Below are 12,622 nucleotides of genomic sequence, written 5' to 3' on the forward strand. Positions count from 1 at the left end.
CATCGACTCAATCTCCTCTTACGACGAAGATTGAATCAGTGCTTCAGGACTGCTGCAACCCGGACTTTTTCAACACTATCGGTCGATTCGAGCCGTTGCGCGAAGGGCAGCTTTTGAGAAGCGCCATGAATGTCGCGATATTGGCGCTACCTACTCGTTCCCATCGACGAGACGAATGGCAGCATCCACCCTTCCCCCGGTCCTCGGCGGCGGACGCGATGAACGGCTCGATTGAGCCCGAAACGAACTTCTGTCACATCAGTAACCTGCCGCCACCTCCTCAAATTGCCGGCGAGCTCGGTTTGAGCCAGCGGACGGTAGACCGTCACGTTAGCGATCTCCTGACGCGGCTGAACGTGCGCACGCGCACGGCAGCCACCGCCTTTGCGGTCGAGCACGGCCTGATCGGCATGGGCGTATCTGGGTAATCTTACCCAAGCCAAAATTTCTCGCTGCGTGGGTATTTACGCCGAAGCGGGCAACCGTGGCGCGGGTCTAAACTTCGTGGCGTGGTAAAGGCCACAGGAGGTTTTCCCGATGCAAACGAATGATAACAGCATGAGCGGGCCGGGCGGTGTCTGGCTCGCCACCGGAACGCTGCTGCTGGCGGCTGCGCTCGTCTTTCACGGGCCACCGGACGCGGATTTGTCTGTTCAGATGCAGAATATCGCCGAGGGCCATGGGCGATGGGCTACGGTCCATTGGACGGCGGCAGCGGCGCTGTTCCTGATCGCCGGCGCTTCGTTCCTGAACCTGGCACTCAACCGCCGGGTCCGGCGTTCGCCGATGCTGAGTTCCGCCTGGATGGTGATGGCTCTCGGCGCCCTGACCACGTTCTCCACCGCAGTCGCCGAGGCATCGGTGGTCGCGGTCGCGGCCGACCGGGGTGACACCAACGCCTTCATGACCTGGTGGGCGTTTTCCGGCGGCATGGGTAACGGATTCTGGGCGCTCGCCCTGGCGACAGCGCTTGTCGCGTATCACGATGCCCGCGACAACGTTGGGATACTGCCCCGATGGGCCGCGATCGTCGGCTCGGCGTTCGGTATCCTTTCAGCAACCGGGTGGACACTCGGTGAGCAGCTCGGGATCGGCATCGGGGGTCCGATCTGGCTGATTTCCTCGCTTCTCATGTGCCTGTGGCTCGCGTGGTACGGGCTGTCCTCAAGCAGCGTCCGGTCGGGGCAAGCCACGGCGTAAAGCGCCTAATCCAGCATCATCTTGAGACAGGAGGAAAAAATGTCCCTTCAAACGAATGAAATCGAGGCGACGATCCACGACATCCACGAATTCTTCACCGACTGGGTGGCGGGCCGATGCCCTGGCGACGACGCGACGTTCAAGAAGAACGCGCTCGACCGGATCAGCGACGATCTGGTCGCCATCATGCCGGGCGGCAGGGCGTTCGGGAAAAATGATTTCGCAGGTTACATGAAGAGCATCTACGGATCGAATCCGGCCTTCCGTATCAAAATACGCGACATCCGGATCAGCCATCAAAGCGCCGACCTAGCGGTCGTGAACTACCACGAATGGCAACGCGACGCGAAGGACTCTGATCAACCGAACAATGGCCGGGTCACGACGATGGTGATCCGCGATCGCGGCTACAGCCGGGGGCCCGAGATCTTGCAAGTTCATGAAACCTGGCTCCCAGCCGATGTCGTTCAGTCCGCGGATTTCGCGTTCTGAGAAGCGTCGGTCCGAAACGGGCAGAGAAAGGAATTGCGCTGGAGGGACCATCGGCTCTGCCGGCGTCATGGAGCCAGAACTGTGCTTCTTTTCAGCCCGAATTGATCCACATTCAACGTCCGGCTAGCCCAGCGCAATCCGGCCATTCCATGTGTTCGCGTGGAGCGTCGGTTCGCCACCTATTGCTGCCGCTTGGTCGGCTGAACGCTTCGGCAGATCTTAGGCCCAGAGCGGACGCTAACCCGGCGCAAGATTTGGTCGCGAACAGCGCGGCCACGTCCGCAGGAGCCACGAAAGGAACCAGATCGGCGCTCTGGGGCAGGGATTTGGAAAGTATAATTACCTAAGTTTCTGGTACTTTGAGGAAGTTCGGATAGATCATCTGCGGGACATTCAACCGCAACCGGCCGGCAGGCTTTTCGGCAAAGCTTCCCGCATCCCTCATTGCGGCAAGGATGAGCTCCAGCGCCGGTCCTGCCTGGCTCAAAACCTCTCGCCGGCTTCAGTCAGGCTCGTCGCCCTCGTGGTCCGCGTCAGAAGGGTCGCGCTAAGCCGCGCTTGCAGTTGCCTGATCATCTTGCTGATCGCCGACGGCGAGACCCGAAGTGTCTTGGCCGCGGCCGTGAAGTTGGCCGGCGCCGCTGGTTCGCATGTTTCTTTGCGAACAGACGCCCGAAGCAGCGTTGGCCGCAGCCGACGATCCCGTCCCGGTCCCGGCCAAGAAACGCGGAAATCTATGCGAGGCCAATCTCTATGTCGCGGAGTTTTTACCGGCTCGACGGCCGTGACGATGAAGCCTTGCGGCGGTACCGGCTTGCGGAACGCGACTGCCCCCACGACTTCATCGAATATGTCGCAGCAGGCAATGCACTGCGCGCGCTCGGTGTGTCGCCATAGTGCGCCGCTGCGGATGATCCATTGTAGGCTCGAGCGCAACCTCGGCGCAAAGGCGACGGCAGGTTCGGTGCGTATTGTCGCTGCTGTCAATGCCGCAGGATCTTGCTCAGAAAAGCGCGGCTGCGGTCGGTCTTCGGGTTGGAGAAGAACTCATCCGGCGTGCCGCTCTCGACGATGGCGCCGGCGTCCATGAACACGACGCGCTGGGCGACCTTGCGGGCAAAGCCCATCTCGTGCGTCACCACCATCATGGTCATGCCTTCCTCGGCCACCGCGACCATGACGTCGAGCACTTCCGAGATCATCTCGGGGTCGAGCGCCGAGGTTGGCTCGTCGAACAGCATGATCTTGGGGCGCATGCCGAGGCAGCGCGCGATCGCCACGCGCTGCTGCTGGCCACCAGACAGCTGCGCCGGATAGGCGTTCACCTTGTCGGCGAGGCCGACCTTGGCGAGCAATTCGCGCCCGGCCTTCTCGGCTTCAGCGCGCGGGATCTTGCGGACATGGATCGGCGCCAGGGTGACGTTCTCGAGCGCCGTCTTGTGCGGGTAGAGGTTGAACGACTGGAAGACGAAGCCGATCTCGGTGCGCAGCCGCGTCATGTTGGTGGCGGGGTCGCCGAGGCGCTGGCCGTCGACCGTCAGGTCGCCGTCGCGGATCGTCTCCAGCCCATTGATGCAGCGGATCAGGGTGCTCTTGCCCGAGCCGCTCGGGCCGCAGACGACGACCACTTCGCGCGGCTCGACGCTGAGCTTGATGTCCTTCAGCACGTTGAGCGTGCCGAACCATTTGTTGACGCCGCGAAATTCGATCATGCCGGTTTGGTCATATTGCCGGACCCTTGAGGTTCGATGTCACAACTGCACCTCGCCATGCGCCGCGCCCATGCGTTGCTCCAGCCGGCGGGCCAGCATGATCAGGGGGTAACAGACGATGAAGTAACCGAGCCCGACCAGGAAGAAGACCAGCAGCCCATTGGGTACACGCTGCACCACCAGCCAGCCGACGCGGGTGAGGTCGGTGAGGCCGATGGCCGAGACGACCGAGGAATCCTTGATCAGCAGCACATATTGCCCGACCAGCGGCGGCAGCACGATGCGCATCGCCTGCGGCAGCACTACCTGGCGCATGCGCTGCCAGCGCGACAGGCCGGACGCAAGCGCTGCCTCGACCTGGCCGGTCGGCACCGAGCGGATGCCGGCGACGACGATCTCGCAGATGAAGCAGGCGGCCAGGTTGGTCAGCGCGATGATGCCGGCGGTGAAGGCGTCGAGCTCGATGCCGAGTTCCGGCAGGATGAAGAAGATCAGGAAGATCTGCACCAGGAACGGCGTGCCGCGGATCAGGTCGACCCAGGCGCCGATCGCGCCGCTGATCAACCGGTTGCCGCCGGTGCGCAGGATGCCGAGGCCGAAGCCGAGCAAGGTGCCCAGCACCAGGCTGATCAACGACAGCACCACGGTCATGCCGAGGCCGCGCAGCGCGAGAGGATAGCTGCCGGCGACGCTTTGCAGCTGCTGCCAGATCATGTCCGTGCCCCCGCGAGGCCGAGCCAGCGCCCGGAGAGCGCCGCCAACCCCTTCAGCCCGTAATAGAGCAGGAGGTAGAAGGCGGCGATGGTGATGAAACCTTCGGCCGGCATGAAGCGGTCGGAGGCGAGCAATTGTCCGGCGCGCGTCAATTCGGCGACCGAGATCAGCGACAGCAGGGCGGAATCCTTGACCAGCACGATCGCCTGTCCGAGCAGCGGCGGGATCGTCACCTTGAACGCCTGCGGCAGGATGACGAGGCGCATGCGCTGGACATAGGTCATGCCCGAGGCGACGCCGGCCTCGACCTGGCCGCGCGGGATCGACAGGATGCCGGCGCGGATGATCTCGGCGACATAGGCGCCGCTGTTCAGCGACAAAGCGAGAATGCCGACGACGAACTCGGGCAGGACGAAGCCGAGCCGCGGCAGGCCGAAATAGAGGAAATAAAGCTGCGCCAGCAGCGGCGTGGCGCGCACCGCGTCGATATAGGCCTTGGCCGGGACGCGGAACAGCCGGCCGCGCTGCAGGTTCATGGCGGCGAGCACGATGCCGACGGCGAGCGCGCCGGCAAAGGAGAGCACAGACAGCCACACGGTCGTGACGAGGCCCTGCCCGAACAGGGGCAGATATTCGACGATGGTGCGGAAGCTGAAGTTTTCGAGCATTTTGGACGGTGAATGGTGAATAGTGAATAGGGAATAGTGAATAGGGAATTGGGAATAGGAGCAGCAAGTAGCGAGTAGCGAGTAGCGAGTAGCGCTTTACTACTCCCTACTCCCTACTCCCTATTCACACTACTCAGTGATCCTTCTTCCAGGCGTCGGAATTGACCCAGTAATCGAGGTTCTTCTGCAGGCGGCCGTCGAGGCTGACCTGGTCGAGGAACAGGTTCATCCAGACCAGCAGGTCCTGCTCGTCATAGCGTGTGGCGAAGGCCAGCGGCTCTTTCGACAGCATGTCCGGCATGATGATGAAGCTGTCGGCGGGGTAAGCGGTCGACTGGCCCTTGACCGCCGAGACGTCGTTGACGCCGCAATCGGCCTGGCCGTTGTTGACGGCGTCGAGCAGCAGCGGGCCGCCGCCCTTGTAGCTCTTGATATCGGCGTCGGGGAAGGCGGCCTTGGCTTCCTTCTCGCCGGTGGCGCCGAGCAGCACGGCGATCTTGGTGCCCTTGGCCTTGCAGTCCTCGGTGGACTTGAAGGCGGTCCCAGCCTTGGTGAAGACTGTGCTGCCCGTGTACATGTAAGGCTTGGTGAAGGCGACCTTCATGCCACGCGCCAGTGTCGGGGTCATGTCGGCGACCAGAAGATCGGCCTTGCCCGACAGCAGCGCCGGGATCAGGCCGTCCCAGTCGAAGTCGAGGAAGGTGATCTTGACGCCCATTTCCTTGGCCATCAGTTCGGCGAGTTCGACCGAACTGCCGGTGCGTTCGCCGGCAGCACCCACCAGCGAGAAGGGCGGTCCCTGCGTCTGCACGGCGACGCGCAACTCACCGCGCTTGGTGATCTCGTCGAGCGTTCCCGCACTGGCGGCAGCGGTAAGGCCAGCGAGCGCAAGGCCGGCGATGAAAAGCTTGGCAATCTTCATTTGGGCATTCCTCCTTGTTTCGTTTGTTGTTCCACTTGTTATTTCACCCCATCGAGGTGCTTTTTGAGCGGCAGCGCCGTTGCCGGCGGCGACCACCGTTCGAAAATCCTTCAGTCCCAGCTCACCGTTTCGGCAACCTTGATGCCGCGCTTGGCCAGCTCATCGAGGAAGCGGCCATCGGGAACATGCAGCAGCGGGTTGAGCAGGCCGGGCGCGGCGATCTCGCGCCGTGCCAGCATCTGCGCCACAATGCTGGCGGGATAGCCGACGCCGAGGCTCATGCCGAATAGGCCCGAGGCGAGGTCGCGTTCGATGACCAGCTCCGAGGTCACCGTCTTGCGGCGGTCGCCTTCGCTGCCGACAAAGACGTTGCGCATCACGCAAAGGTCCTTTTCGTCGGCGCCATATTGCAGTTGCGGGCCAAGCAGCCGGCCGAGGAATTCGCGTGGGCTGGCACCGGTGCTTTGCACCTTGTCCTCGGACAGGAAGCCGAGCTGCTTCAGCGGCGCCCAGAACGCCGACCAGCCGGGCCAGCGAAGCGAATAGCGGCCGGAGCGCTGCAGCCCCTTAGCGGCGGCGAGCATGCCGGCATAATGCGGCGCGTCGCCATTGGGGAAGGCTTCGAGCCTGCCCAGTCCCGCCACCTCGATCTCGTGGATGAAACGATTGTCGTGCTGGCGGGCGGCCGGCACATCGACCCGTTTGCCGTCCTCGACCAGCACGCTGTCGCGGTTCTGGCTGACCAGAACCATGTCGAAATTCCAGCTCACCTTGTAGCGCAGCGGCTCGACCACCGCCTTCGGCTCGGGAATGCCGCCGCAGTAGGAATCGATCGCGGTGATGGTGTCGAACTGGCTGGCGGCGCGCGCGTAGAGCACCAGGTCGATGCCGGGGTCGAGCCCGCATTCGGTCACGATCGACACGCCGGCCTTTTCGGCCTCGGGAGCGAGATCGGCGATGGCCTTGCCGTAATTGGTGGTGACCAGCGGCGTGCGCGTCGCGATCGCCGCCTGCACCGCGTCGCGCATCAGCGGCTGCGGCAACAGGTCGATGACCGCATCGACGTCCTTCATCACCTCGGCCAGCGCCGGACCGATCGCGCCCTCCGGCACTACAAAACGCACGCGGGCAAGGTCGGTCAGGCCGCCGAGCCGCGCAGTGCCGCCGGTTGCAGTGTCGACGCAGACCACTTGCTCGACGCCGTCGCTGGCAACGAGGTCGGCGATAGCCGCCCGGCCTTGCAGGCCGAGCCCGCCGAGAACCGCGATCTTCATGCCATTTCCTTCCGCGTCTCGTCCGACCAGCAACCTTCCGGCAGGCTGACCCATTTGTTGCAGGACGCCATGACGACGAAAGTCTCGCTGCGCACGACCTCGCCCGGCTCGCCGGCGCCGGGGATCAGCTCGCTGGTGACGCGGTAGAGATCGGCGACATCGCCGGCCACGGTCACGTCGACGATGATGTCGAAGCGCCCGGTGACGACGGCGGCCGAGTTCACGAAAGGCAATTCGGAGATGCGCTGCGCCAGTTCCCGGGCCCGGCCGCGCCCTTGCGCGTTGATGCCGACGATGGCCGAGATCAGTTCGGGGCGCTCGGTCAGGTTGAGCAGCCCAACGATCTTGAGCAGGTTGCGGTCGAGCAGGTTGCGCAGCCGCATGCGCACCGTCGGCACCGAGATCGCCATCTTCTCAGCAAGGCGGTTGACGCCAAGCTGCGCGTCCTGCGACAGCAGCTTGACCAGTCGCCGGTCGGTCTGATCGAGATGTTCCCGCAAACGCTCAGGCTTTCATAAAAGGAAAGAAACAATTGGATTTTCTTTCAGATATGAAAATACCTTATGAGAGATTTTTAACAACGGCAAGAGCCATGTCATCCGCCATGGCTCTGTGCCTGTCGCAATTTTCGTCGAGTGCGCCACATTTTGTTCTTGCTTTGTGCCGGCAGCTATGCTATTAATTTGGATATGGCGCCAATTTGGCTCCAACGACCCGTCCTCCCGAGGCGGGTTTTTGTTTCCGGATCTTTTGAAGGTTCAGCGCCGCCGGTCTAAGATTGGCGGGACAGCGTGGTTCCGCGGAGCGCAGCCGCAACTCATGCCTTCACGTGACGGGCGGAAAGGCTCATCCGCGAAATGGCCAAAATCGGCTTTTCAACAAAACTGTAGCTGGCCAGGGAGACGGCAATGCAGGCGGTGACAATAACCATGCCAGCAAGCCATGGTGATACGCTGACGCTTGCAACGACAGGAGCGGTCGCAAGCAGCACGATAGGATGCGTCAGATAGAGAGAGTAGGAGGCATCGCCCAACCTTGCCAGCAGGCGAGGACCAAAAAGCCGGAAATAGCTTTCCAGGCTGATGCAACCGGCGACAAGGATCAAGGCCGGGATTCCCTGAGCAAGGGTTCGCGGCAAGTTGAAGCCAAGTACCATCACCAGCATGGACACGATGGCGAACACGAGCGCCGAGACACCCAGGACGGTAGGCAAACGCGCCAGTCTGCCGACCAGGTGGCCGAGCGCCATGCCGGCAAGGAACTCAAACAGGATTGGCGTGGTATAGAAAAACAGCACAGTGTCGGCGGCGGGTTTGAAGACGATGCGCGCCGCTACGGCGATTGCAAAGACAACGCCGACCATGGCCATTTGCGTCAGCGTGCCGAAACGCATAGTCGCTGCGAACAGAATGTAAAACAGGATTTCCAGATTGAGCGTCCAACCCACGCCAAGCACCGGTTGGACATAGCCTGTGACCGTATCGAGATAGGCTATGAAAAGCAGGCTATTGGTGATCTGCTCAAGAAACACTGCACGACTGGCAAACAACCAAAGTGCGGTGACCATGAGGAAGGTCATAACCCAATAGAAGGGAACGACGCGCGTGAAGCGCTGCATCAAAAAAGCACGGTGGTCGGCGCGTCTGTTCTCTGTCGAGAGAACCATTACAAAACCACTAATGACGAAAAACAGGTCGACGCCGCTGTTTAGAACGGGAATACGCAGATCGAGCATGCCCAGCGCGGCCGGAAGATGATAGATAACAACCATGAGAGCTGCTAGCCCCCGCAGTACCTGTATCGATGTATACTGTTGAATCCGACGCGGCGGAGCGTGATCATTCTGTGGAATGATGTTCATCAAAAAATGGTCCCCGGTGCAGGAGAGCATTAACATACGTGATCGTTGATGTGCCGATTAATTGTTGGTTTAATTAACACGTAAAGTTTTAGATACGTTTTATTGATATAGCGTGCCGCGACACTTATGCTCGGCCGACTTTGGCCTGCCTCGTTGCCAAACTTGGCATCTCCCCAGTGAAGAGGAGATTGGCCGTTCCCGCGTTAACGGCTGGACTCGAAGATAGCGACGGCTGCCGCTGTCAGCGCAGCGTTACTAGATGCTACTGTTCCATCAGGGAGCTCCTTGCCGTCTTCCAGTCCGACGCGCGTCGACCAACGGCGTTCCGCCGCCCGGTGCACGAAAGGCCAGACCGTGGCGTCGGCGCCGTGCAGCAGGATTGCCCGGCGCATTCCGGCGCCGTCGAGCACGGCGGCGATATCGTCGCTGATCTCCAGCGCAGCATCCGGCTCCTGCTCGGAGATTTCGATCAGGATCCGCAGCACGCGTTTGCCATGGTCGAGGCTCACCAGGCGTTCGGCGTCGGCGACGGAGGCAAGCCCCGCCTCGATGCCAATGCCGCGCTGGCGCAGACGCTCCATGATAGCGGGCGCGGCGTCTTCGCTGAGATTGACCGAGGCATAGTCGGGCAGCTCGCTCCAAGCGGCGATCGCGGCCAGCGTCCGCTCGTCGTCATTCTCGATCCAGGCGCCGGTCGACACGCCGATCAGCGTTCCAGGGCAGGCGCGACGAAGCGCTAGCACAGTCTGGTCCATCGCCGCCGGAGCCAGGCTTTCGCGACCGTCCAGCCCGCGGGCATGGACATGCAGTTCGGCCGCACCGGCGGCGACGCAGGTCGCACCGTCGCGCGCCATGGCTTCGGGATCAAGCGGCAGTCGCGGGTGAAAATCGGCGCTGCGCGCGCCATTGATGCAGGTCTGGACGATCATGCCGGGGGCAGTCCGGTTGCGGTTGCTGCCAGTCTAGCGCGGGCCAGTGAAAACCGGAATCGCGCTGGCGAAGGCTCCTGACATATGGACGCCGGCCGGCTTGGATCAGTCTGGCAGAATGCACCTCTATCGTGTTCGGATCAGTCTTCTTAGCAAACGAACATCCGTCGGGCAGAGTTACGGCGAAACACCCAACTCGCGTAATGCAGCGTTGGCGGCACGGTATTCGATAAAATTCTTTGGACAATGGCTGATGGTATGCCTGTAAAGCGATAGTGCCTGATCGCGTTGCCCTTTGAGCCGGCTGAGTTCCGCGTTGTAGAAACCGATCTCGCAAAACTTGCCGTGTTTCTTGGTTGGATCCGAGTCATCGGCGTCGTTCAATGTCGCGGTGGGCGTCTTTTCGCCAAGCAGCATTCGAACCACGGGCGCCGGCCACTTCGTCATGTCGAGTTTGGAAGCTGCCTCCCGCAAATGGCTCGCCGCGCCGTTGCGTCGCTCAACAATATCCAGCCATATGGCAAAATAGGCGTAGTCGGGCTCGAGAGCGGCCGCCTTTTCAAAGTCAGCCTGCGCCTTCGCCAGCGAGCCGGAATAGAAATAAAGAACACCCCTGTTTGAGTAGCTGTACGGATAATTCGGATCGAGCAGGATCGCCTGGTCGAAGTCAGCAATGGCTCGACCGTCGTCTGCCTTTCCCATCCAGGCAATGCCGCGGTTGTGGTAAATTCTTGGATTTTTCGGATCGAGACCAATCGCCCGGTCGTATTCGGCGATGGCCCGATCGGACTCACCTCGCTTGTTCCAGAGAAAGCCTCGGTTGTTGTAGGCGATGGCAAGTGTTGGGTCGATATCGATTGCGCGACTGTAGTCCGCGAAGGCGCGAATATCGTTCCCCTTTGCCACCCAGGCCAAGCCACGATTATTATATGCGAGGGCTTGTTTCGGGTCGAGCTTGATTACCTGGTCGTAGTCGGCGATGGCGCGATCATTGTCTCCCTTGCTAGCCCAGGCGATACCTCGATTGAAGTACGCGTTGGGGTCTTTCGGATCGAGGCTGATTGCCTTGTCGTAGTCGGCGATGGCGCGGTCATTGTCGCTCTTGCCTGACCAGGCCACCCCTCTGTTGTACCAGATGCTCTCATCGTTCGGATCGAGGCTGATCACTTGGCTGTAGTCGGTGATGGCACCGCCAAAATCGCCGCCCGTCAGCCGGGCGTTGCCGCGCCGGTAGTAGGCATGTGCGTTTTTCGGATCGAGGCTGATCACCTTGTCATAGTCGGCCAGCGCGCGCTCCTCTTCGCCCCTGCTGGTCAACGCATCGGCTCGGCCATTCAGGGAACCGACGTCGTTCGGGTTGAGCCTGATGGCCCGGTCGAAGTCGGCTATCGCGCGGTCGTCATCGCCTTTGCGTGACCAGATCAGCCCACGATTGTGGTAATTTCTGCCGTCTCCCGGATTGAGGCTGATTGCCCTGTCATAGTCGGCCAAAGCCCGGTCGTTCTCGCCCTTGAAGGTCCACGCGACGCCGCGGTTGTAGTAGGCATCGCCATATTTCGGGTCCAGGCTGATCGCCTTGTCCAGATCGGCGATTCCCTTGTCGTAGTCGCCCTTGAAGACCCAGCTGATGCCCCGGTTGTAGTAGCCGCTGGCGACGGTCGGTGCGATGCCGATGAACGCGCTGTAGTCGGCGATCGCGCGGTCATAGTCGCCTCGTTCCGTCAGGGCATTGCCGCGCTTGAAATAGGCAATACCGCGGTTTTCGAGGGGCTCTGTCGCATCCTCGATCATGCGCGTACAGGCGGCGATCCGCGTGCTTGCCTCGACCTCGTCGTCGCTGACGCAGTCGCTGCTGGCGGACAAGGCCGGGAGCGCCGAGACCAGCATGACGACGAGGCAAACGAGGAATTGCCGGACTGCCCCGTCCCCTTGTCGAACCCGTCCGATCAAATCGCCCCCCATCGCGGCAAGCCCCGCTGCATTGTATTCAACGAAATCCCCGAGACAATCGCTAACGAGTTACCCGGCAAGAAACGGGTGGTCCGCGCGCGCCGTTTCACCCATCTCAATGACAGAGAAGCTACAGGAGGCGAAAGCCATGACAATCCATTCGATAGGCGCGAAGGCGGCGGTGAAATCGGCGGAGCTGCGTGTTGCCGGATATGATTGGCGGGCGCTGGCCGATGAGCTGAGCGGCTATGGCTGCGCGGTGATGGAAAAGCTGCTGACGCCGCAGGAGTGCCGGCAGATTGCCGAACTTTATTCGGACGAGAGCCATTTCCGCAGCCATGTCCACATGGCGCGGCACGGCTTCGGCAAGGGCGAGTACCGCTATTTCCGTTATCCCTTGCCCGACTTGATCGGCGGCTTGCGCACCGCGCTCTATCCGCGCCTGGCTGCGGTCGCCAACGACTGGAACGAGCGCATGGGTATCGCGCAGCGCTATCCCGACGAACACGCCGCGTTCCTCGAGCAATGCCACGAGCAGGGCCAGACGCGGCCGACGCCGCTCCTGCTGCAATATGTTCCCGGCGACTTCAACTGCTTGCATCAGGATCTCTACGGCGATCTGGCGTTTCCGCTGCAGGTGGCGATCCTGTTGTCCGAACCCGGCAAGGATTTCACCGGTGGCGAGTTCGTGCTGACCGAGCAGCGTCCGCGCATGCAAAGCCGCGCCGAAGTGGTGCCGCTGCGCCAGGGCGATGCAGTCGCCTTCGCGGTCCACAATCGACCGGTCCAGGGCACACGAGGCAATTACCGGGTCAATCTCAGGCACGGCGTCAGCCGGCTCCGTTCCGGCATGCGCCACACCGTCGGCATCATCTTCCACGACGCCAAGTAACCGGGCCG

The 12,622-nt window shown here is 61.8% G+C and carries 15 protein-coding genes; 5 read left to right on the top strand and 10 right to left on the bottom strand.

Features of this window, described 5'->3' with window-relative positions; translation table 11 throughout:
* The 3 genes from NKI41_RS22315 to NKI41_RS22325 form a co-directional block, all read left to right on the top strand.
* A partial coding sequence (locus NKI41_RS22315; protein WP_352685232.1) for a response regulator transcription factor occupies positions 1-428 on the top strand: 428 nt, incomplete at its 5' end.
* A gap of 130 nt (positions 429-558) precedes the next feature.
* Positions 559-1,200 carry a hypothetical protein gene (locus NKI41_RS22320; protein ID WP_352685233.1) on the top strand — a complete coding sequence of 214 codons (642 nt, stop codon included), beginning with the start codon at positions 559-561 and terminating at the stop codon, positions 1,198-1,200.
* A gap of 39 nt (positions 1,201-1,239) precedes the next feature.
* A complete protein-coding gene (locus NKI41_RS22325; RefSeq protein WP_352685234.1) occupies positions 1,240-1,692 on the top strand; it encodes a nuclear transport factor 2 family protein in 453 nt (150 codons plus the stop codon).
* 483 nt (positions 1,693-2,175) lie between these two features.
* Here NKI41_RS22325 and NKI41_RS22330 read toward each other — a convergent pair whose 3' ends face one another.
* Positions 2,176-2,268 carry a LysR family transcriptional regulator gene (locus tag NKI41_RS22330; RefSeq protein ID WP_352685235.1) on the bottom strand — a complete coding sequence of 31 codons (93 nt, stop codon included), beginning with the start codon at positions 2,266-2,268 and terminating at the stop codon, positions 2,176-2,178.
* Positions 2,269-2,445: 177 nt separating this feature from the next.
* Between NKI41_RS22330 and NKI41_RS22335 the strand changes: the two genes are divergently transcribed.
* Entirely contained in the window at positions 2,446-2,589 is a 144-nt protein-coding gene (locus NKI41_RS22335) for a hypothetical protein (protein ID WP_352685236.1), read from the top strand.
* An 86-nt stretch (positions 2,590-2,675) separates the two neighbouring features.
* On the opposite strand, the gene NKI41_RS22340 is transcribed toward NKI41_RS22335, so the two are convergent.
* The 9 genes from NKI41_RS22340 to NKI41_RS22380 all read right to left on the bottom strand — a co-directional run bounded on the left by NKI41_RS22340 (position 2,676) and on the right by NKI41_RS22380 (position 11,734).
* A complete protein-coding gene (locus tag NKI41_RS22340) occupies positions 2,676-3,404 on the bottom strand; it encodes an amino acid ABC transporter ATP-binding protein (protein ID WP_352685237.1) in 729 nt (242 codons plus the stop codon).
* Positions 3,405-3,443: 39 nt separating this feature from the next.
* Complete coding sequence (locus tag NKI41_RS22345; protein ID WP_352455417.1) at positions 3,444-4,118, bottom strand: amino acid ABC transporter permease; 675 nt, start codon at positions 4,116-4,118, stop codon at positions 3,444-3,446.
* Positions 4,115-4,786, bottom strand: a complete 672-nt coding sequence (locus NKI41_RS22350; protein WP_352451492.1) for an amino acid ABC transporter permease — start codon at positions 4,784-4,786, stop codon at positions 4,115-4,117. Before NKI41_RS22350 ends, NKI41_RS22345 begins: the two co-directional genes overlap by 4 nt.
* Positions 4,787-4,919: 133 nt before the next feature.
* A complete protein-coding gene (locus NKI41_RS22355; protein WP_352569105.1) occupies positions 4,920-5,708 on the bottom strand; it encodes an ABC transporter substrate-binding protein in 789 nt (262 codons plus the stop codon).
* A 110-nt stretch (positions 5,709-5,818) separates the two neighbouring features.
* Positions 5,819-6,982 (bottom strand): saccharopine dehydrogenase family protein, encoded by a 1,164-nt coding sequence (locus tag NKI41_RS22360; RefSeq protein ID WP_352685238.1) that lies wholly within the window; start codon positions 6,980-6,982, stop codon positions 5,819-5,821.
* Positions 6,979-7,482 (bottom strand): Lrp/AsnC family transcriptional regulator, encoded by a 504-nt coding sequence (locus NKI41_RS22365; RefSeq protein WP_023677254.1) that lies wholly within the window; start codon positions 7,480-7,482, stop codon positions 6,979-6,981. Before NKI41_RS22365 ends, NKI41_RS22360 begins: the two co-directional genes overlap by 4 nt.
* 317 nt (positions 7,483-7,799) lie before the next feature.
* On the bottom strand, positions 7,800-8,843 hold the full coding sequence (locus NKI41_RS22370) for an acyltransferase family protein (protein ID WP_352685239.1): 1,044 nt from the start codon (positions 8,841-8,843) through the stop codon (positions 7,800-7,802).
* A gap of 203 nt (positions 8,844-9,046) precedes the next feature.
* On the bottom strand, positions 9,047-9,772 hold the full coding sequence (locus tag NKI41_RS22375; protein ID WP_352685240.1) for a 3-keto-5-aminohexanoate cleavage protein: 726 nt from the start codon (positions 9,770-9,772) through the stop codon (positions 9,047-9,049).
* Between the two features lie 177 nt (positions 9,773-9,949).
* The gene (locus NKI41_RS22380; RefSeq protein ID WP_352685241.1) at positions 9,950-11,734 is read right to left on the bottom strand and encodes a tetratricopeptide repeat protein; all 1,785 of its coding nucleotides are present in this window, start codon (positions 11,732-11,734) and stop codon (positions 9,950-9,952) included.
* 136 nt (positions 11,735-11,870) lie between these two features.
* Between NKI41_RS22380 and NKI41_RS22385 the strand changes: the two genes are divergently transcribed.
* Complete coding sequence (locus NKI41_RS22385; RefSeq protein WP_352685242.1) at positions 11,871-12,614, top strand: 2OG-Fe(II) oxygenase; 744 nt, start codon at positions 11,871-11,873, stop codon at positions 12,612-12,614.
* Positions 12,615-12,622 lie beyond the last annotated feature (8 nt).

Origin of the sequence: Mesorhizobium sp. M0601 (genome assembly GCF_040320845.1) — a bacterium.
Classification (GTDB): Bacteria; Pseudomonadota; Alphaproteobacteria; order Rhizobiales; family Rhizobiaceae; genus Mesorhizobium.